The sequence below is a fragment of the Pilibacter termitis genome, from assembly GCF_900167335.1.
Classification (GTDB): Bacteria; Bacillota; Bacilli; order Lactobacillales; family Streptococcaceae; genus Pilibacter; species Pilibacter termitis.
This window is the reverse complement of the sequence record NZ_FUXI01000001.1, coordinates 56,891-77,743: the sequence shown is the minus strand read 5'-3', so window position 1 is coordinate 77,743 and position 20,853 is coordinate 56,891. Positions and strand designations below refer to the sequence as shown.

Sequence of the window (20,853 nt, the reverse complement as noted above, 5' to 3'; positions counted from 1 at the left end):
TGCAAAAATTTTAAAGAAATGGGAAATATGCCTATTTAAATCTTATTCTATCGTTGTTTTAGACAATGTTCTTGGTAGAGAAAGTGTGAATAAAAAAGCTAGGAAAAACAGATGAAGAGAAGATGTGATATTAATGATAGTAATACTTGCAATCTTTTTGAGAACATGGTAATATATAAATTGTGATAGGGGTCTCCCCCCTATCGAAAAGTTGCTTAGCTTATTAGTATAGTAAACTTTTCATATATCTCTTCTTCCTAAAACGGCGGACAGTCTCCCAACTGTCCGTCAATTTTTTGTTTTTCCGAAAAAAGCAGTCGTTTTTCAAATTTGAAACGAAAAAAATTGTTGGCTCTTTCAGAATTTCTAATGAAAAAAACGTTGTGCTATGGTAAAATGAAGAGAACATTGACTAGCGTAGGTTATTGCAAATAGGAGAGTAGAAATGGGAAAAAAGCATAAGAAAAAGAAGAAGAAACAACAAAATCAAGGAGTACAGCTTGATGATGTGAAAAACATGACCGTAGGTTCCGTTCAGGAATTGATGCCAAATAAGGAATCAAAAGAAGAGAATACACCAAAAGAAGAATCATTGGCAGAACGCTTGAAAAATAAAGTTGCAATGGAGCAGGCGAAAACGGAGGAGACGGATAATCATATTCTTTCTCAATATATTCAAGCTCATAAATCAAATTACGAAGGACCTTCATGGGAGGAAGGCGTTGGTGTTGAAATTGTGAGTGGAAAGGTGAAGTCGCTTGAAGAAGTAGGGGGGAAAACGGTTGAGAAACCAGAAAAACAACCACCCGTTGAAGAAGTGAAGCAGGAGGAAAAACTTGAGGAGAAAGTTGAACAAGAAATCCCGACACCTGTTGTAGAGGAAAAAGTAGAAGAAACTAAAAAAGCTACGGATGTCGAAGAAGAAAAAGTGATTGAGCCGATAAAAGAGCTTGTAACTTCTCCTATTACAGAGCTAGAGCAGTCTCCCGTAACAGAGGATACCGAATACCTCACGCCACACAAATCAGATAGACGAAAGAAAATTGTCATCTTAGCCGTAAGTGCAGCTGTACTTGCAGGTGTTGGCTACGTCGGCTACAATGCTTACCAAGACTCGCAAGCGAAACAACGAACGTTGCAAATGGCAAAAGACAAGACGGCTTTGGAGAATTTGGAAAAGGAAATTCCAAGTTTTTACTTTGATAAAGAGCAACATTTTATTAAGAGTGAAAAATTGAAAGATATTGCTTCTTTTGTCAAGAAATTTAACGCATTAAAAGGAACCAAAGGTTTTGAGACGGTACAACCGTTGATTGAACAATTGAAACAAAAAGCAAAAATAACACAAGATGTAAATTTACTTTTCACTAAAAATGCGTTTGAAAACGATAAGATAGTAAAAGATTTGGTTTTGGCGAAGTATAAAGCTGTAACTTTGACTTCAGATACAAAAGATACTGCTTTTGACACAGTTGCCAATCAAGCGATTGATGAGGCGAAAAAACAATATGACACAGCGAAAAAAGCAGATGAGGCGACTAAAAAACTGGAGAGCGACACAAAAAATCTAAAAGCAGACGAGGAAAGTGTGAAGAAAGCTCTTGAACAAGTACAATCAACAGGAAAATTAATCAAAGAGATAAAAAATGAGTCTATCCGAAATGATTTCCAAAAGAAACTAGACAAAGTGAACGAGGAAATTCAGAAGAAGAAAGCTGAGCTTGAAAAAGCACAGAAAGCTCAAGCAGCATCTCAAGCGAATGATGAAAAAACAAGTGAGGAAACTGTTGCAAGCGAAGAAAATTCTTCACAAACTACACCAGCGGAAACTCCGCAAGCAGTACCACAAATTGACGGTGGAGCAACTGAAAATGGCGGTGTAGGTGACGTGCAAAATGCGAGCATTAACAATATGGCACAAGCAGGGCCAGAAGATGCTGCTGCGAAAACGGACTCGATTATTCCGTATAGTTCTCGTGCGATTGCAGACACGCATAACGAGGCATGGGCATGGGCAGAAGGGATTCAAGAGCGTGTGATTAATATTTGTATCTCACGTGGCTATATCGCCTCAACAGGTTGGTATTTAAATCCAGTAGACATTATTAATGGCAATGGTTATTACAACTTGATTGCTGCTGACGGTCATTATCTTGTGACAATTAACTGTAAAACAGGTTGGTTTAGAGGACGTGGTACGATTGCAGAAAAAGGCTACGACTTCGACCCGAATACTGCGGTGCATTATTAAGAGCATCTCTAAAAAAGAACTAGAGCATAACTTCCTATGCTCTAGTTCTTTTTTAGAAAAGCCAAATAGTTTTTAGAGGTGCCCTTATTTGAATCAGGAAAAATTCTCGCACCTTATTATTTGTTTATTTATAATTTTGTTGGTAGAATAGCCCAGTAGTTATTCATAGAAAACTACAAAAAAGCGAAGAAGGAGTGTATCAAAAATGGACAATAAGAAGCAATTACGATGGTTTACTGTCGGCTTGATTGCCTTCAATATGGTCTGGGGGATTGGGAATGTCGTCAACAACTATGCACAACAAGGAATTTCAGTTGTTACAAGTTGGGTGTTGATTTTGGCATTGTACTTTATCCCTTACGCTTTAATTGTAGGACAACTTGGTTCTGCTTTTAAAGACAGCAACGGAGGAGTAAGCTCATGGATACGTCATACAAGCACGAAACGCTTGGCATATTATGCGGCATGGACGTATTGGGTGGTGCATATTCCATATCTTGCACAAAAGCCACAGGCAATTTTAATTGCACTAGGCTGGATTTTCAAAGGAAATGGAGAATTGCTTGCAAGCCTACAAATTTGGCAAATTCAATTGATTTGTTTGGTTATTTTTTTGTTATTTTTATTATTATCAACAAAAGGTTTGTCTACGTTAAAAGTAATTGGAGGACTTGCAGGAACAGCGACATTTGTGATGTCTATTCTGTTTATCTTGTTTGCGGTGGGAGCACCAATGATTAACAAGGACGTAACGCTTGCAACACCACACATGGATCAAATCTCAACGTATATTCCAAAATTTAACTTTGGTTATTTGACAACAGTTTCCATGCTCGTGTTTGCAGTAGGTGGAGCAGAGAAAATTTCGCCTTATGTAAATGCGACGAAAAATCCTGCAAAAGAATTTCCAAAAGGAATGATTTTCCTTGCAGCAATGGTAGGAATCTCAGCGATTTTAGGAACATTTGCAATGGGTATGCTCTTTGCGAGTAACAATATTCCAAAAGATTTAATGGCAAACGGTGCCTATGCAGCATTCCAAATTCTCGGAAAATATTGGGGTGTGGGCAATCTTTTGATGATTATTTATGCAATTACCAATGGTGTGGGGCAAATTGCCGCACTTGCGTTTTCAATTGATGCACCACTGAAAATTTTACTTGCAGAAGCTGATTCGGAATTTGTTCCAGCATGGTTGCGTAAAAAAACTGCGAAAGGCGTACTTGTCAATGGTTACAAACTAACAGGTGTGTTAGTGAGCATTATCATTTTAGTGCCACTTCTAGGATTGAAAGATATGAATGGCTTGGTAACATGGCTAACCAATCTAAATTCTGTCGTAATGCCAATGCGTTATATGTGGGTATTTTTGGCTTATATGTTGTTAAACAAAGCAATTAAAGAGTTCAATTCAGAATACAAATTCGTCAAAAATCCAAAACTTGCCTTTGTTTTTGGTGCTTGGTGTTTCATTTTTACAGCATTTGCTTGTGTTTTAGGAATGGTGCCAAAAGAAAACTATGCAGACGACCCACAAGCATGGATTTTCCGCTTGATTACCAATATTTTAACCCCAATTGTTTTGATTTTACTCGGTATGATTTTACCGAAAATTGCAAGACGAGAGAAGACTAAAGGGGTAGTTGAATAAAGACGATGACAGTCCTTGCGTTTGTGAGGACTGTTTTTGGGAAGAGTGACAAGTTCTGTGATTTCTGTTGTAGAATGGTATAATGAGGCAAGTAAAAAGAGTTTTCTATTCTTTTCATTGCAAGGAAAGAAGTTTCCATGTAAAATAAATAGGTTGAGAACGATGAAAATAGAGGAATGTTAGAATGGAAATACAATTTTTAGGTACAGGAGCAGGGATTCCTGCCAAACATCGAAATGTGAGTGGCATTGCTCTCAATTTGGTTGCTGAAATCAATGAAGTATGGCTATTCGATGTAGGCGAAGGGAGTCAGCAACAGATTTTGAGAACGAACATTCGTCCAAGGAAAATAAAAAAAATTTTTTTGACGCACTTGCACGGCGACCATTTGTTTGGTTTGCCAGGGCTTTTAAGTTCACGATCTTTTCAAAATGGGGAAGATGCTCCAAGTGATTTGGATATTTATGCACCAAAAGGAGCAAAAGAATTTGTGGAAACAGCGTTGAGAATTTCACAGACGAAATTGAATTATAAACTTCGTTTTCATGAAATCCAAGTGGACGAGCCTGTTTTGAAAATGAAAGAATTTACAGTGACAGCTTTGCCTTTAGAGCATGGAATTACTTGTTATGGTTTTCGGATTGAGGAAACGGCTCATGAAGGGGAATTGCAAGTGGAAAAATTGCGTGCATTGAATGTGCCAAGTGGTCCGATTTACGGCAAGTTAAAACGTGGTGAGACAGTCGAACTTGAGGACGGTCGAGTGATTGACGGCAAAGATTTTATCGGTTCAGCTAAGGCGGGACGTATTGTTGCGATTATGGGCGACACGAGGAAAACGAAAAATGCTGAAATATTAGCAAAAAATGCAGATATTTTGATTCACGAGGCGACACATGAGGCAGGGCAAGAAAAACTTGCAAGACGACATTTCCATTCCACAACGAGTGAGGCGGCAGAAGTGGCTTTGAATGCACAAGCGAAAAAACTTTTACTCACTCATCTTTCTGCACGATTTATGATTCGTGACCATGCCAAACTCGTAAGTCAAGCGAAGAAAATTTTCCCAAATAGTATCGTAGTGAAAGATTTTGACATAGTGGAGATACCTTTTGAAAAATAAAACAATAGTCATTACAGGTGCAACAAGTGGTCTTGGCGAGGCGATTGCTCATGTGTGTGCAAAAAGAAAGGCACATTTAATATTACTCGGACGAAATGCTGAAAAACTAAAGGAAATTCAAGAAAGTTTGTTGCAACAACATCAAGTGCAATGCGAAACTTATCAGGCGGATTTCTTGAAAATTGAAGAAGTACAAGCTGTTGGTGAAAAAATAGCAAGAAAATATAGCGTGATAGACGTATTGATTAATAATGCAGGAGTTGGATATTTTGAAGAATTTTCCAATCTATCCGTAGAAAAAATAACAGCTACCTTTCAAACAAACGTGTTATCTCTTATGGTTTTCAGCAAAATTTTGTTGCCGAATATTACAAAGTCAAAAGGAGAAATCATTAATATTTCTTCCATGTCGGCGAAATTTTCTAGTCCGAAATCTTCGATTTATGCGGCGAGTAAAGCAGCGGTTACGCACTTTTCCAATATTTTGCGATTGGAATTGGCGAAAAAAAGTGTGCGTGTTCGACTTGTGCATACAGGACCTATCCGAACACCTTTTCACGAAAAAGCAGATAAGACAGGTGAATATGCAAAAAAAGTGGAAAAATGGATGTTAAATGCGGACAAATTAGCCGAGGAAATTAGTCAAACCATTGGCACGAAAAAAAGAGAGCTAAATCGCCCACGTCTGATGAGTGTGGCGAGCGTATGGGCAACACTTTTTCCAAGAATAACGGACTATTTTTCACAAAATGTCTTTAACTACAAATGATACCGAAGGAATATAGAGGATTTGATTATGAAACCAGCATTTTATAAATGGCAAGTGGCAAAAAGGCAAGAGTTGCCAAGTGAATTTTTGTCTTTGACCGAAAAAGAAAAGCTCCACCCTCTCGTTGCTCAGATTTTGTTTGATAGAGGAATAAAAACAGCAGAGGAGTTAGAGAAATTTTTACATCCAACGATTGAAAGTCTTCACGATCCTTTTTTGATGTATGACATGGAGCGAGCTGTTGCCCGCATTATGTTAGCGATAGAGCGTGATGAGAAAATTTTGATTTATGGCGATTATGATGCTGACGGTATTACCTCGACTACGGTGATGAAAGAGGCGATAGAGACACTTGGTGCAGAGCCAGAATATTTCTTGCCCAATCGTTTTACAGACGGTTATGGACCGAATTTGGAAGTGTATAAATATTATATTCAGTCGCAAGAGATTTCCTTGATTATTACAGTGGATAACGGAGTAGCAGGGCATGAGGCACTTAAATTTGCCAAAGAGGCAGGAGTGGACGTGATTGTGACCGATCACCACGAGTTGCCAGATGAACTGCCCGAGGCATTTGCAATTGTTCATCCGAAACATCCAGAGGGCAATTATCCATTTCAAGAGCTTGCAGGTGTCGGGGTGGCGTTCAAAGTTGCCACAGCACTTTTAGGTGAAATTCCAATGGAATCACTTGATTTGGTAGCAATTGGAACGATTGCTGACTTGGTTCGATTGACCGATGAAAATCGCACACTTGTGCAATTAGGACTTCAAATGATAAAAACCGCTCAACGCATTGGTTTGGACGAATTATTGAAAGTTGCAGGTGTGGAGAGAGAAAAAATTTCGGAGACAAGCATAGGGTTTCAAATTGGTCCACGCTTGAACGCATTAGGGCGACTCGGCGAGGCGTCTCCGGGTGTTGAATTGATGAGTACGTTTGACGAAGAAGAGGCACAGCAACTTGCTGAAGAAATTGATGCTGTTAATCAGGAGCGGAAAAAGATTGTTGAGGACATCACAAATGAAGTCATGGCAATGGTCAATGAAAATCCACAAAGTTCAGCTTATGTATTTGCAAAAGAAAATTGGCATGAAGGAGTTTTAGGAATTGTCGCTGGAAAAGTCATGAACGAAACAGGCAAACCTGCGGTGATTTTGACCATAAAAGAGGACGGCATTACCAAAGGTTCTGCTCGTTCGATTGAGGCGATCAATATTTATGAATTGCTGAATGAAAATCGTGAACTTTTCACTGCATTTGGTGGACACCACGCTGCTGCGGGTATGAGCTTGCCAAAAGAAAACGTCGCAAAACTCTCAGAAGTGCTAAATACTTCTATTGAAAAAAGTGAAATTGACCTTACTCAAGGACAAACGCTTTTCATTGACGAAGTGCTTACACCAAAAGAAGTGACGGTTGAATTTATTGAGCAAATGAACGCCTTAGCTCCGTTTGGCACAGAATTTCCAGAGCCATATTTCTTGTTTAAAGACGTGAAATTTACAGACGGAAAAGCGATAGGAGCCAATCTTGCTCATCTAAAAGGAAAAATTGAGCAAGAAGAGGCAACACTTGATTGCATTTATTTTAGTGCAGGCGATAAGCTCAATGAATTTTCAACAGAAGAGCAAAATGAACTAGTCGGCAAACTTTCCGTCAATGAATGGAATGGCAATAAATTGCCACAGCTAATGGTTGAGGATTTCCAAGTGAATGGCTTACAAGTGTTTGATTTGCGTGGAAAAAATAACACGATTCCTCTGCCGTTTGCCACAGGATTGTTTTTATCTTTTGATAAAAAAACAGTAGTGCCAGAAAATGCAATTTTTCACTTGCAGACAAATGAGGCACAAGAGATTATACAATGTATCAAAGAGAAAAAAATCACAGAAATTATCGTGCTAGACACACCAACGAGTATTGAGATTCTCGCAGATATTTTACAAGAAACGAGTGTTTCACGTATTTTTCTCGTAGTCAATTGCCCAAACGAAGAATATTTGCAAGGCATGGGAACGCGTGAGCAATATGCGAAATTATTTGGTTTTATTCACCAATTTCACGAAGTAGATGTTAGACATAAGTCAAAAGAAATTGCTCAATATTTGAAAATACCCTACTCACTCTTTATTTTCATGTTACAAGTATTTGAGGAGTTAGGCTTTGTCACGATTGAAAATGGTCTATTAAACGAAGTGGAAAAACCAGAGAAAAAAGCATTAGACACAAGCAAATTGTATCAAGAAAGAATGAAAAAAATACGCATTCAAGAATTTTTCATTCTCAACAACATCCCTGAAATAGCAAAAAAATTAACTGGAAAAAATCTTCAGGTGGCATTGTGAACACAGAGTAGCCCTCGTAGCTAGAAAAATAAAAGCGTAATGGTGCGTTTTGAAGTCTGCAACAGTGAACACTGTCGTTTATTTACTGCTACACTTCGTTTCACATACAGTCTTTCTAAGAATCAAAGATTCTTGAAAGACTAGCATCGCAACGTCAGTTGCGAGCGACATTGTGAACAGTTGCCCGACTTCAGCACCATGTAGCTAGAAAAATAAAAGCGTAGAGGGGCGTTCAGGAGTTTGCGACAGCGAACCACGTCGTTTATTCACTGCTACACTTCGTTTCGCATACAGTCTTTCTAAAAATCAAAGATTCTTGAAAGACTAGCATCGAAACGTCAGTTTCGAGCGACGTTGAGAGCAGTCGACCAACTCCTGCCCCTCGTAGCTAGACAAATAAAAGCGTAATGGTGCGTTTTGAAGTCTGCAACAGTGAGCCACAGCATTTACTTGCTGGAAACGTAAGTTTCCAGTGCAGTTGCGAACAGTTGCTAGACTTCAGCACCATGTAGCTAGAAAAAGGAGAATACCTATGAATTTAAAAGATTATATCGCAAGAATTGACAACTATCCGACAGAGGGGATTGTTTTTCGTGACATTACGCCACTTATGGCAAATGGCGAGGCGTATCGAGCAGCAACGAAAGAAATCGTTGACTATGCAGAAGGGTTAAATATTGACATGGTAGTAGGACCAGAGGCACGTGGATTTATCGTTGGTTGCCCTGTTGCGTTTGAAATGGGGGTAGGTTTTGCTCCCGTTCGCAAACCAGGAAAACTACCACGTGAAGTTGTTTCTGCTGAATATGAAAAAGAATACGGCACAGACACACTCACGATGCACGCAGATGCCATTAAAAAAGGGGACCGTGTACTAATCGTTGATGATTTACTTGCCACAGGCGGAACAGTTCAAGCAACAATCGAAATGATTGAAAAACTAGGCGGAATTGTAGTAGGATGTGCCTTTTTGATTGAATTAGATGACTTAAATGGTCGTGAAAAATTAGAAGGCTATGATGTGAAAGTTTTGATGCATTTTTAAGAAAAACTCCCCCTCTCATGAATTAACGTTTCATGAAAGGGGAAGTTTTTTATTTACTCGCCAATACTCAAAACACAAGTTCCCTCAGGAAGAAACACGTTTTTTTGTACGACAACAAGCTCACCGTTTTCTTTATTGCGTGCGAAAAGTGTTACGTTATCGCTATCTTGATTTGCCACGATTAAGAAATCTTCGTCTTGTGAAAAATTGAAATCACGTGGAAAATCACCATGAGTGCTTGCCCACTGAATCGTTGTAAGTTCTTCACCATTTTCAGACACTTTGTAAACTACAATCGAATTATGCCCACGATTTGATGCGTATAAATACTTTCCGTCAGCCGACAGGCGAACAGCAGCTCCAGCACTTTCACCAGAAAAGTCCTCTGGCAAAGTAGAAATAACTTGTAAAAGAGAAAACTCTGCTTTCTCCTTGTCATATGCCAACACTTCAATTGTAGAATTTAACTCACCAAACAAATAAGCAATTCTTCCATTTGGGTGGAATGTAATATGACGACTTCCAGCACCAGCGTTTGCTTGATACGTGCTAACAAGACTCAATTTTCCTTCCTCGCTCACATCGTAGAGATACACACCGTCCGTTCCCAAATCGCAAGCGACAAGGCGATTGTCAGGAGTTAAATCGGTATAATGCACGTGAGGAGAAGTTTGATTTTTATGTGGCCCACTTCCAGTGTGCTTTGCAGTATCTGCAAGTTCAAGCGATCCATTTGCAAGTCGTTTGTAGACACGCACTTCCCCCAAGTGATAATTTGCACCATAGACGAGATTTCGCACTTCATCTACCCCTACATAGCAAAGTGGTGCTCCAGTTGAAACCACGTGATTGAGTAGAGTGGCTTGGTTGTTTTCAAAAGAAAATGCTGCTACACCGCCCAATTCTTCCACTGCTCCAACGCTATACAAATGCTGACTTTTATCCACGACCAAATAAGTAGGATTTGGCTCTTTTGCAATCAACGTTAGATTCTCAAGCTGTTTTGTTTCCTTGTTTAAATCAAGAGAATACATCCCTTCAGAAACTCGTTTCGTGTATCCACCAAAAAGAATTTTTTCTGTCATTTTTTTACCCACCTTCTTTTTTTATCCTCAACAATCATGAGGTTTATACTTTTCTAGTATATCATAAAGTGACGTTTCGCAAAGAGAGTTTCTACTAAAATTGAATGACTATTTATTTTTTTCGTGCGAACAATAAAAAAACTTTATGTAAGCAGTTTTTAATCGGAAGATTATGTTATAATTTTTATACCTAAACAAAACTGTATAAAGAAAGGAATTTAATATGAAATCAGTCATTACAGAAATTGGGAGAAATGCTCTAAGTGAAAGTGACAAAATGCTACTTTTTTTTGATGAAAGTGCCACGGAGTTTATTCGTGAGGTTTCTGTCATTCAACGACTTGAAAACGAAGAGGAAATAACAGTAGAACAAGGAGACATCATTTCTTTTGGAGAGCAGAAGTACAACGTTACAGAAGTTGGGGCAGTTGCCAATCATAACTTAAACGAAATCGGTCATGTGGCATTTTTATTTGGCAAGCAACAAGAAGAATTTGCAGGAGGCATTTATCTTGAACCGAATACGCCACCTAAAATTGAAGTAGGAATGGAAATTTTTTATGGGGAGGAAAAATAATTGAAACAGGCAAGTGAGAGAACAGAAATGAAAAGTTGGTTTTGGAAATGGTTTTTAAATAACAAGACAGTAACAACGTTACTTATCCTATTTTTAGTGTTGTTAAATCTTTTTATCTTTACAAAAGTATCTTATCTTTTCGCACCCGTTGGGCAGTTTGTGGCAATTGTGGGACTTCCTATTTTGTTAGCAGTTGTCTTTTACTACTTGCTCAACCCGATTGTTGATTTTCTAGAAAAAAAAGGTGTGCATAGAATTGCCTCGATTGCAGGAATTTTCGTCTTGCTTTTAGGACTTTTAGTGCTTGGAATTGTGGTTGTTTTGCCAAAAATTCAACAACAAACCGTTAGTTTTTTCCAGCACGTGCCAGATTATGTGAAAGTCATTGATACAAAAGGGCGAGAAATTCTTGAAAACTCGGTATTTGATCCATATCGTAGCCAAATTTTAGAAGTAAGCAATGATATTAGCAAAAAAATCATTGAATGGGCTCAACAAATTTCAACAGACGTCTTTAATGGCATTGGCAACATTGTTTCTATGATTACAACGGTCGTTCTAGGGTTGATTACCATGCCATTTATCCTCTTTTATTTATTGAAAGACGGAAAAGAGCTATTGCCCAACTTTTTAAAATTATTGCCATTAAAATGGAGAAGTTCAACGAAAAGTGTGTTAGTAGATGTAAACAATCAAATTTCTTCTTACATTCGTGGTCAATTGACTGTTGCACTTGCAGTTGCAATCATGTTTATCATTGGATTTAATATTATCGGCTTAGATTATGCGATTACGCTAGGGATTTCAGCAGGTTTGCTCAATATGATTCCTTATCTTGGCTCATTTTTAGCGATGATTCCAGCAGTTGTGCTAGGCATTGTCGTAGGTCCAGTAATGCTTGTCAAAGTGTTGGTTCTTTTCGTTGTCGAGCAAACTCTCGAAGGTCGTCTAATCGCTCCGATCGTGTTAGGCTCACAACTAGCAGTTCACCCAGTTACAATTCTTATCGTACTTCTAACGAGTGGAAAAGTGGGAGGACTCATGGGCGTAATTGTCGGTATCCCAGTTTATGCCTCAATTAAAGTCTTAGTCGTACATTTTTATCAATGGCATAGACGAGTTTCAGGACTTTATGAGGAAGAAGAAGTAACACCTGAAGTAGAAACTGTCGAGTAAGACGCCTTTAAAGAATAAAAGTAAATAAATTGAAAAAAATTCACAATAGGGATAGAGGATGAAACTCTAAAAAGCAGAAACACATTTGAGAAAATGATATTTCTGCTTTTTTTAGCGGTGACCATATCTTTTCTTACGACAAAAAAAGAGAGCTTTCGCTCTCGGAAAAACTATTTAATCAACCATTGTGTCAAGTATTGTCCACCATACACGAGCAAAAGGCTATACGCTGCGATACCAAGTGGTTTGCAGAGGATAATAATCATGCTAAACTTCTTGAAACTCATTTTTGTGAGGCTTGTCATTAAAACAAGTGCATCATCTGGTGCAATTGGTGCGGCAATGAGAAGTGAGAAGATGACACTCCATTTTTTATTGTCCAATTTTCCGACATATTTATCGTAGGTTTTTTCGCTTACAAGTGTTTGGATAAATGGTTTTCCATATTTTCTACCAAGAGAAAAGAGAATGAGAGAACCAATGACGTTTCCGATATAATTGTAAAGGAAACCAGCAATTGGACCAAAAATCAATACGCCTGCTGCATTGCTAATACCGCCGGGAATAATCGGCACAACAACTTGAAGAATTTGTATGAGAACGAAAATAATCGGTCCTAAAATAATCCGATTGCCAACAAGTCCTTCCAGAGCGTGTTGATCTCGAAATACACCTAAGTGAATGAAATAAATTGTTATAGCAGCTGTTGCGAACAATCCCAAAACAGAGATGATATTCATAATTTTTTTTCCAACTTGAACGTTCATAAAAATCTCTCCTTGATATTCTTTATAACCTAAGTATAAAAGAATACTTCCATTTCCACATCAGTCCATAGACTGAATTGCCGACTTCTTCCTATTGTTACTTTTCTAACCATATTATACTTTGGAATTGCCCAGTAGGCAACTGATATTTACCTTACATTTTTGAAAGTTTCCGTTGTGTAAATGAGAAAACTGAAAAAAGTACATGAAATTTTCCGGAATATCATGTAAAATGAAGAAATGGATAAGTAGTTTAGAATAGCTCTACAAAAAAAGAAAGTTTAAGGACGATTAAAAAAATGGATATTTATTTAAAACGTGCGACTTTGCACATGATGGATAGAAATAATGAATCACCGATTTTATCAGATACGTTGCTTGATTTGACACAGCATTTTGTGGCGGAGTATGTGGAAAATAAGGTCAAAAAAATAGCGACCTCGCAGACAAAAACGGGGAAATTAAATCAAGAGAGCGTGCTTGGAAAAATATTTTCTCTTGCGAATAAGGAAAATTTTATCGCAACAGGACAAGAGTTTATGGAAAATTGGGCGAAAATTTATACACAATCTGAAGACGCACCGAGCAGTGATGTGTTAATGGCGTTGTATGAAAAAGATAGCCAGTTATATTTTGCTTTCATTAAACTTGCCTATAAAGATGGTCTGACGCATTTTGTGGAAAATGCTGAAAATGGGATTAACAACAAATTGGTAATGAATCGAGCGATTTTGCCAGCAAGTTCCAGTAAGCCAGACGAGGCATTTGCGGTCAATTTGTCTACGCTAGAGTATGAATTGATAGAAAAACGCTTTGAGTTTTCTGGTGAGAAACAATTTTATTTTGCTCAATATTTGTTGGCAGAATCTGAACAGCCACAAGCGAGTGTTGACCAGAGCGTAAGTGCGGTCAAAAAACTGGCGAAGAGCATTGGGCGGAAATATGAGGACGATGAGTACGAGGTAATGGCAAACGTCAAAGAGGCACTATTTGATAGCTTTGAGGAATATGGTGTGATTGAGCAGGATTTTCTTGCGGAAAAGGTCTTTGGCGAAAATTTGTCGGCGAAATTGGAATTTAAAGACGGTTTGCGTGAATCACTTCCAACGGAAAATAGAGAAATGGACGAAATCAGAGAGATTTCCGATAAAAAATTTGGCAAGCAAAAGCTTAAAATGGATAACGGTATTGAATTGATTGTACCGCTTGAAGTGTATCGTGATGCGAATGCGGTTGAATTTATCAACAATCCAGACGGAACAATTTCAATTGTGATAAAAAATATCGAAAAAATCGTGAACAAAATTTAAGTTTTTCTTTTAGCTTTAAAAATTTTCGCTACTTTTCTGTTTGATGTGTTATGATAAATCATACGATAAGGATTAGGAGAATTTTTGTGAAAACCATAGGAAAAATTTTAAAAGGAATGATACTATTTCTTGTTCTTTCTATTTTGCTTACCTGTGCATTTTTTGCGTTCAAATTTCATCAAGATTTTCGTGAGGTACGGCAATATGATACAGTGGTTACTTCTGAAGTGGAAAGAGCGGGAATTTCACAATATAAGCCAATTGTACTGGCGATGATTTACACGGAGACAAAAGGAAAAGACAGTGATTTACTGCAAAGTAGCGAGTCTGTTCACGGTGAAACTGGAAAACTCGGAGGAGAAGAAAGTTTGCGAGCAGGTATTGATTTTCTAGCAAAGGCAATTCAAAAAAGCAACGAAGAAGGAACAGATATTTGGACGGCAGTTCAAGCCTATAATTTTGGTCTGGGTTATATTGACTATGTCAGCAAAAACGGAAAGAAAAATACGCTTGAATTAGCAGAAGAATATTCCAAAACAGTTGTCGCACCAAGTTTGGGAAATCATAGTGGAGAGGAATACAGCTATATTCACCCGCAAGCACTTTTTCATAATGGAGGGCATTTATATAAAAATGGAGGCAACTTTTTTTACGCTAAAATTGTGGCGATAAATGAGTGGCTGATGCAATATCTATAACGACACGGCTCACGCCTGCCCCTTGTAGCTAGAAAAAAACTCAATCCTAAGTGTTGATAGGATTGAGTTTTTTCTTTTATTTCGGCTCACTTGAAGTCGTATTTGCAACTCCGTTGTACTCTTCGTAAGTCTTAGTTGAATAGAGTTCAACTGTAGATTTATCCTTGTTTTTAGAGTAAAGGGAAGTAGATTTTTCGCCTTTTTCCTCTTCAATGTTCTCAAGTTGAGCGAGTTCTTTTTTGTAGACAAATTGGTCAGGGTCAACAGGTTTCAAGCCGCTTTCCGTATAAAAACGCAATAAGTCACCGTTGGTTAATTTGTCGCTCGTTGCAAGTTGTTGGCGAGCTGCCTCTTTGTCTTTTTTGATGATTTCAGTGATTTCTGGCGTTGGATTGGTAATTTCCTCTCCTGTTGTAGTGTTGTAGATTTTTTCGCCTAAAATCGTATATTGTGATGTAACAAGTTGACCGTTACGGAATGCGACAATTCCTTGATGTTGTTTAGAAAGCAAGTCTTGTCCTAGCTGAATATAGTTTTCCGTTTTGATACCAAGCAAGTGAAGAAGTGTTGGCAAAGCGTCTACTTGTCCACCGAAAGTATGGTTAATACCACCTTTCGTGCTGTTTGGCACATGAATCATATAAGGCACACGTTGCATCATGGCGTTGTTGTAATCATTCCACGTCGTTTTGTCCTTGCCAAGCAACTCAGCTAAATCTGGATTGCGTGTATTGGATACACCGTAGTGGTCGCCATATAGTACGATAATTGAGTTGTCATACAATCCACTTTTCTTCAGATAGTTGAAAAATTCTTCCACTGCTTTATCCAAATAGTTTGCTGTTGCAAAATAGCCGTTAATCGTATCGTCTTTCGTGTTAGCAATCGGGAAACCAGCCTCACCATTTTTGAATTGTTCGTAAGGATAGTGATTACTTACAGCGATAAATTTCGTGTAAAACGGTTGTTGTAAATGCTCCAAATATTGAACAGATTGTTCAAAGAATGGTTTGTCGTGCAAGCCGTATTGGAAACTGTTGTCCGCTGTAACATCAAAGTAACTTGCATCAAAGAAATAGTTATAACCTAAGCGTTTATACGTTTCATTTCGATTCCAAAATGTTCCTGCGTTTCCGTGGAAAACAGCAGAAGTATAACCTTGAGTTTGCTGTAAAATGCTCGGTGCCGCCTCAAAAGTATTTTTGCCACCTAGTTGCGTGAACAAAGGACCGTCAGCAAGACCGAAGAAACTATTTTCCATTAAAGTTTCTGCATCACTCGTTTTCCCTGAGCTAACTTGGTGGAAAAAGTTGTCAAAAGCAAACGTACTATTAGAATGGAAAAGACTGTTGATGAAAGGTGTGACAACGTGTTCTTTTCCTTGTTCGTCTTTTAATTTGTAGTCAATCAAAAATTGCTGGAAACTTTCAAGGTGAATGTAAATTACATTTTTTCCTTTTGCCAAGCCAAATGTTTCAGTATTTGGTTGAGCGTAATGGCTTTTCACATAACTTTCCACTTCATTTAAATCTGTTGGACTAGCTTTTGCACGGACTTGACTAGTCTTATACGTTTGCACACCGTCAAGCATGGTGTAAGCATTGATTCCAAGATATTTCACTAAATAATCTTTTGAGAACGTACGGCTTAAAAGCTCTGGACGATCAGTTTCTGCTAGAAATAGATTTCCTGAAAAAATCATGATTGCTAGTGCAGTGGTAGCAATCGCCATACGACCTCTAAATGGTTTTTCCTGCATTTTGATTTTCTTCATTGCCAAAAGCGTAATGAGAATTGGCAAATCTAGCCAGTAGAGTAAATCGTACGGACGAAAAAGATTCATTGCACTTTCGCCAAGTCCGCTTGCGACTTTTCCTGAACCGAGTATCGTGTTAACTGTCAGAAAATCAGAAAACTCACGATAGTAGGCGACATTTGAGAAGAGCAACATTGTCAAAATGAAATAAATTACAAGCATCGTAATATAGCTTGTCTTTTTTCCACGGACATATAGTGCTACTCCTAAAAGCAGGAGAACGGTCGCAAATGGATTGATTAATAATATAAATTGTTGGAATGCTCCTTCTACGCCAAGATTAAAGTCAGCTAAGTATGCAAAAATAGATTTGCACCACATCAAAATAGTCAGCAATAAAAAGAAACCTAATCTAGTATTTAGCCATGTTGGGATTTTAAGTTTTTTCAAAATATACTTCCTTTCCTCGTTTTTACTTTGTAAAAACTTTGAACCTTGAATTACGTTGTTGTTCTGTCTGAGTGTATGCTTTCTTTCAATATTAAAGACAAAAACTCATCGGTATAAGATTTATATTCTAAAACTAAGTATTAGAATGAACACGTAATTTACATTTACGAAAATTTTACCTTTTCTACATACTATCGTCAATAGGAATTGCGTAAAAAGGTACTTTCTTTAAGATTTGTTATATAATTTGAAATGGAGCTGAACAGCAAAAAAATTAAGTAGGTGGAAAAGTAGATGAAAGTAATTGTTACAAAAGTAGCAGAAAAGAAAATAAAAAAAGGAATTCCTTTGATAACAAAAGAAGATTTGACCCGTGAAGAAGTCTTGAATCAAGAAGTTTCATTTGTTTCATTGTCTGGGGAAACTTTAGGGATTGGTTATCTTTCTAAGCAAAACAAAGGAATTGGCTGGTTTCTTTCTTCTAAAGAAACGAGTATTCAGGAGGTGTGGTTGTGCAAACTTTTCATGCAAGCAAAAGCAAAACGTGAGCGTTTGTTGCAAGATGAATGGACAAATGCTTTTCGTCTGTTTAATGGTGAAGGAGACGGTTTTGGTGGCTTTGTGATTGATCAATATGACTCTTATGCCGTTTTTCACTGGTACAACGAATTTGTCTATTCCATTCGTGAAAGGATTATCCGTGCATTTCGTGAAGTTTTCCCAGAAATTGAGGGAGCATATGAAAAAAATCGCTTTGACAATCCATTGTGTGAAAACGCACATTTATTTGGCAATGTAGGTCAATTTCCAATGGTTGTTAAAGAAAATGGTGTGAACTACGCTGTTTATTTGGATGAAGGGTGGATGACAGGGATTTTTCTTGATCAACGAGAAGTGCGAGGACGTTTAGTTGACGGATTGCTTGCAGGAAAAAATGTGTTGAATATGTTCAGCTATACAGGAGCATTTTCTGTGGCAGCAAGTGTTGGCGGTGCTACACAAACAACTAGTGTTGATTTGGCAAAGCGTTCACTTGAAAAAACACGTGAGCAATTTGAGGTGAACGGTTTGCCTGTTGAACAACAAAAAATTTATGTAATGGACGTATTTCGTTATTTTGATTATGCGAAAAAACATCAGTTGACTTATGATACCATTATCCTTGATCCGCCAAGTTTTGCTAGAAACGGGAAGAAAAGTTTTTCTGTGGCGAAAAACTACGGAGAATTAATTGAGCAATCGGTGGAAATTTTAAGTAAAAACGGCATAATTATTGCCTCAGCCAATGCAGCAAACATCACACGTGAAAAATTTCAACAAAATATCGAAACTGCTTTGAAGAAAAAAAACGTACAATATCAATTTTTTGACAAAAAATCTTTACCCGAGGATTTTCCAGCAGTAAAAGGATTTAGTGAAAGTGATTATTTAAAAGTATTTTTCATCAAAATAAAATTTTAACAATTGAAGTTTTTTGATATAACGCTATAAAAAGCAGTTTTTTTAAATGAATCCTATAAAGAAACATGATGTAAAGGTCGAAAAAACATTCAAATTATGGTAAAGTCTTTAAGAAAAGACTTTAGGAAACCGAAAAGCGAAGAGGTGCGTTAAGGAGTTTGTCGCAGTGAGCCACAGCATTTACTTGCTGGAAACGCAGTTTCCAGTGCTGTTGCGAACAGCGACCCAACTCCTGCACTTCGTACCTAGACAAACCGAAAACAAAGGAGAAACGAAATTGAGCAAACCAACATTAGCCATAGTCGGTCGCCCAAATGTAGGGAAATCAACGATTTTCAACCGTATTGCAGGCGAACGTATTTCCATAGTAGAAGACACACCGGGTGTAACACGAGATAGAATTTATGCGACAGGAGAATGGCTTGGCAAGGAATTTCATCTGATTGATACAGGTGGAATTGAAATGGGTGATGAGCCATTTATGGAACAAATTAAACAACAGGCAGAAATTGCTATGGAAGAGGCGGAAGTCATTGTTTTAGTAGTGAGCGGAAGAGAAGGGATTACGGATGCTGATGAATATGTAGCAAAAATTTTATACAAGTCTAACAAACCCGTTATTTTAGCAGTTAATAAAGTGGACAACCCAGAAATGCGAAATGAAATTTATGAGTTTTATTCGCTTGGATTGGGGGAACCGATTGCTGTTTCAGGTAGTCACGGTCTTGGTTTAGGAGATGTTTTAGACGAGGCGATAAAACATTTCCCAGAAGAAGTAGAAGACGAAAATCCAGATTTGATTAAATTTAGCTTGATTGGTCGTCCAAATGTTGGAAAGTCCTCACTGATCAATGCGATTTTAGGCGAGGAACGTGTAATTGTCTCTGACGTTGCAGGAACTACGAGAGATGCGATTGATACCTATTTTACTTCAAATGACGGACAAGAGTTTCAAATGATTGACACGGCAGGGATGCGTAAACGTGGAAAAGTGTATGAGGCGACAGAAAAATATTCGGTCATGCGTGCAATGCGTGCGATTGACCGAAGTGATATTGTACTAATGGTTTTAAATGCTGAAGAAGGCATTCGTGAGTATGATAAGCATATTGCAGGATTTGCTCATGAGGCAGGAAAAGGCATGATTATCGTGGTCAATAAGTGGGATACCATTGAAAAAGAAACGAACACTTTGCGTGAGTTTGAAAAAGAAATTCGTGAGGAATTTCAATATTTGAGTTATGCACCGATTGTTTTTGTTTCAGCGAAAACGAAGCAACGTTTGAATAAATTGCCAGAACTACTTCAAGAAGTAAGCCATTCGCAAAACTTGCGAATTTCTTCTAGCATTTTAAACGATATTATCATGGATGCTGTGGCGATGAATCCAACGCCAACAGACAAAGGAAAACGATTGAAAATTTTCTACGCGACACAAGTGGCAGTAAAACCACCAGCATTTGTTGTGTTTGTTAACGAAGAAGAATTAATGCACTTCTCGTATGCACGTTTTTTGGAAAATCAAATTCGCAAAGCATTTACATTTGAGGGAACGCCGATTCATTTAATTGCTCGAAAGAGAAAGTAAGCATTTTAACATAAAAAGCGAAATCATACAAATAAAAACCCGTATGAAACATTTTTTGAAGAAAAATGCAAAAAATAGTGGAAAATTGTTGATAGAACACGTTTTAAGTGATAAAGTAGTTTTAGATATTGAGGGTATCAATTCAATATCATTGCGTTAGACCACTTAACGCAATGGAGCGGAGCTCCTCAACTTATCCAAGGAGGTGAATTTCATTGGCAAACAAAGCAGAAATCATCGAAAAAGTAGCAGAAGCAACTGGGTTGACTAAAAAACAATCTACTGTAGCAGTCGATACTGTATTCGCTACTATTCAAGAATCACTTGCTAAAGGTGAAAAAGTTCAACTTATCGGTTTTGGTAATTTCGAAGTTCGTGAACGTGCAGCTCGTAAAGGTCGCAACCCACAAACAGGTGAAGAACTCCAAATCCCAGCATCTAAAGTACCTGCGTTCAAACCAGGTAAAGCATTAAAAGACGCTGTCAAATAAGCAAAAAGGGAACTCTTGTAGGAAACTATAAGGGTTCTTTTTCAATTCCTCTTGTAAATATGATAAACTAGAGTTGAATAGTGTAAAAGACACGCTAAAAACAAATAATTTTAGGTAAGCGTGAAAAAAGAAAAGCATAGAGGTGTGGAAAACGTGAAAACAACACAAAAAGAAAAAATGTTAGAATTAATCAAGCAGAAACAAGGAAAAACAGGAACGGTTCAACAAAGCCAAAGTCCTAAAAACGATCGCAAAAATATGCGAAAAGGACCGAAGATTTTCAACAAGTAGCATTTATGCCAAGAA

The 20,853-nt window shown here is 37.8% G+C and carries 17 protein-coding genes; 14 read left to right on the top strand and 3 right to left on the bottom strand.

All coding sequences use genetic code 11. The annotated features are described in order from the left end of the window. Positions 1-445 precede the first annotated feature (445 nt). The 6 genes from B5D30_RS00400 (at position 446) to B5D30_RS00375 (ending at position 9,188) form a co-directional block, all read left to right on the top strand. Positions 446-2,251 carry a cell division site-positioning protein MapZ family protein gene (locus B5D30_RS00400; protein WP_078806042.1) on the top strand — a complete coding sequence of 602 codons (1,806 nt, stop codon included), beginning with the start codon at positions 446-448 and terminating at the stop codon, positions 2,249-2,251. 205 nt (positions 2,252-2,456) lie between these two features. Further along, entirely contained in the window at positions 2,457-3,902 is a 1,446-nt protein-coding gene (locus tag B5D30_RS00395; protein ID WP_078806041.1) for an APC family permease, read from the top strand. A gap of 184 nt (positions 3,903-4,086) precedes the next feature. Beyond that, positions 4,087-5,025, top strand: a complete 939-nt coding sequence (rnz, locus tag B5D30_RS00390) for a ribonuclease Z (protein WP_078806040.1) — start codon at positions 4,087-4,089, stop codon at positions 5,023-5,025. Continuing rightward, a complete protein-coding gene (locus tag B5D30_RS00385) occupies positions 5,015-5,794 on the top strand; it encodes an SDR family NAD(P)-dependent oxidoreductase (RefSeq protein WP_078806039.1) in 780 nt (259 codons plus the stop codon). Before rnz ends, B5D30_RS00385 begins: the two co-directional genes overlap by 11 nt. A 27-nt stretch (positions 5,795-5,821) precedes the next feature. Beyond that, the gene (gene recJ / locus B5D30_RS00380; RefSeq protein WP_078806038.1) at positions 5,822-8,143 is read left to right on the top strand and encodes a single-stranded-DNA-specific exonuclease RecJ; all 2,322 of its coding nucleotides are present in this window, start codon (positions 5,822-5,824) and stop codon (positions 8,141-8,143) included. A 532-nt stretch (positions 8,144-8,675) separates the two neighbouring features. After that, entirely contained in the window at positions 8,676-9,188 is a 513-nt protein-coding gene (locus tag B5D30_RS00375) for an adenine phosphoribosyltransferase (RefSeq protein ID WP_078806037.1), read from the top strand. Between the two features lie 53 nt (positions 9,189-9,241). Here the strand turns inward: B5D30_RS00375 and B5D30_RS00370 are convergent, their stop codons facing one another. Further along, entirely contained in the window at positions 9,242-10,273 is a 1,032-nt protein-coding gene (locus B5D30_RS00370; protein ID WP_078806036.1) for a lactonase family protein, read from the bottom strand. Between the two features lie 223 nt (positions 10,274-10,496). Here B5D30_RS00370 and B5D30_RS00365 point away from each other — a divergent pair, with 223 nt between their 5' ends. Next, complete coding sequence (locus tag B5D30_RS00365) at positions 10,497-10,850, top strand: PTS glucitol/sorbitol transporter subunit IIA (protein ID WP_078806035.1); 354 nt, start codon at positions 10,497-10,499, stop codon at positions 10,848-10,850. Between the two features lie 27 nt (positions 10,851-10,877). After that, positions 10,878-12,026, top strand: coding sequence for an AI-2E family transporter (locus B5D30_RS00360; RefSeq protein ID WP_078806127.1), 1,149 nt, complete (start codon positions 10,878-10,880; stop codon positions 12,024-12,026). Between the two features lie 170 nt (positions 12,027-12,196). On the opposite strand, the gene B5D30_RS00355 is transcribed toward B5D30_RS00360, so the two are convergent. Beyond that, positions 12,197-12,793 carry a TVP38/TMEM64 family protein gene (locus B5D30_RS00355; protein ID WP_078806034.1) on the bottom strand — a complete coding sequence of 199 codons (597 nt, stop codon included), beginning with the start codon at positions 12,791-12,793 and terminating at the stop codon, positions 12,197-12,199. A 299-nt stretch (positions 12,794-13,092) separates the two neighbouring features. On the opposite strand from B5D30_RS00355, the gene B5D30_RS00350 reads away from it, so the two are divergent. Together B5D30_RS00350 and B5D30_RS00345 are read left to right on the top strand one after the other, a co-directional pair. Next, a complete protein-coding gene (locus B5D30_RS00350) occupies positions 13,093-14,103 on the top strand; it encodes a nucleoid-associated protein (RefSeq protein ID WP_078806033.1) in 1,011 nt (336 codons plus the stop codon). Positions 14,104-14,189: 86 nt separating this feature from the next. Beyond that, entirely contained in the window at positions 14,190-14,801 is a 612-nt protein-coding gene (locus tag B5D30_RS00345) for a lysozyme family protein (protein WP_159443145.1), read from the top strand. A 76-nt stretch (positions 14,802-14,877) separates the two neighbouring features. On the opposite strand, the gene B5D30_RS00340 is transcribed toward B5D30_RS00345, so the two are convergent. Then, positions 14,878-17,007 carry an LTA synthase family protein gene (locus tag B5D30_RS00340; RefSeq protein WP_078806031.1) on the bottom strand — a complete coding sequence of 710 codons (2,130 nt, stop codon included), beginning with the start codon at positions 17,005-17,007 and terminating at the stop codon, positions 14,878-14,880. 294 nt (positions 17,008-17,301) lie between these two features. On the opposite strand from B5D30_RS00340, the gene B5D30_RS00335 reads away from it, so the two are divergent. The 4 genes from B5D30_RS00335 to B5D30_RS13340 all read left to right on the top strand — a co-directional run bounded on the left by B5D30_RS00335 (position 17,302) and on the right by B5D30_RS13340 (position 20,838). Further along, a complete protein-coding gene (locus tag B5D30_RS00335; protein ID WP_078806030.1) occupies positions 17,302-18,468 on the top strand; it encodes a class I SAM-dependent rRNA methyltransferase in 1,167 nt (388 codons plus the stop codon). A gap of 277 nt (positions 18,469-18,745) precedes the next feature. After that, positions 18,746-20,056 carry a ribosome biogenesis GTPase Der gene (der, locus tag B5D30_RS00330; protein WP_078806126.1) on the top strand — a complete coding sequence of 437 codons (1,311 nt, stop codon included), beginning with the start codon at positions 18,746-18,748 and terminating at the stop codon, positions 20,054-20,056. Positions 20,057-20,271: 215 nt separating this feature from the next. Then, positions 20,272-20,547, top strand: a complete 276-nt coding sequence (locus B5D30_RS00325; protein WP_078806029.1) for an HU family DNA-binding protein — start codon at positions 20,272-20,274, stop codon at positions 20,545-20,547. A gap of 153 nt (positions 20,548-20,700) precedes the next feature. Next, entirely contained in the window at positions 20,701-20,838 is a 138-nt protein-coding gene (locus B5D30_RS13340) for a hypothetical protein (protein ID WP_159443144.1), read from the top strand. Positions 20,839-20,853: the final 15 nt, after the last annotated feature.

Excerpts from the sequence above, each read along its gene's own strand:
- B5D30_RS00400 (WP_078806042.1), top strand. The coding sequence starts at position 446 with ATGGGAAAAAAGCATAAGAAAAAGAAGAAGAAACAACAAAATCAAGGA.
- B5D30_RS00395 (WP_078806041.1), top strand. The coding sequence starts at position 2,457 with ATGGACAATAAGAAGCAATTACGATGGTTTACTGTCGGCTTGATTGCC.
- rnz (WP_078806040.1), top strand. The coding sequence starts at position 4,087 with ATGGAAATACAATTTTTAGGTACAGGAGCAGGGATTCCTGCCAAACAT.
- recJ (WP_078806038.1), top strand. The coding sequence starts at position 5,822 with ATGAAACCAGCATTTTATAAATGGCAAGTGGCAAAAAGGCAAGAGTTG.
- B5D30_RS00375 (WP_078806037.1), top strand. The coding sequence starts at position 8,676 with ATGAATTTAAAAGATTATATCGCAAGAATTGACAACTATCCGACAGAG.
- B5D30_RS00370 (WP_078806036.1), bottom strand. The coding sequence starts at position 10,273 with ATGACAGAAAAAATTCTTTTTGGTGGATACACGAAACGAGTTTCTGAA.
- B5D30_RS00365 (WP_078806035.1), top strand. The coding sequence starts at position 10,497 with ATGAAATCAGTCATTACAGAAATTGGGAGAAATGCTCTAAGTGAAAGT.
- B5D30_RS00360 (WP_078806127.1), top strand. The coding sequence starts at position 10,878 with ATGAAAAGTTGGTTTTGGAAATGGTTTTTAAATAACAAGACAGTAACA.
- B5D30_RS00355 (WP_078806034.1), bottom strand. The coding sequence starts at position 12,793 with ATGAACGTTCAAGTTGGAAAAAAAATTATGAATATCATCTCTGTTTTG.
- B5D30_RS00350 (WP_078806033.1), top strand. The coding sequence starts at position 13,093 with ATGGATATTTATTTAAAACGTGCGACTTTGCACATGATGGATAGAAAT.
- B5D30_RS00335 (WP_078806030.1), top strand. The coding sequence starts at position 17,302 with ATGAAAGTAATTGTTACAAAAGTAGCAGAAAAGAAAATAAAAAAAGGA.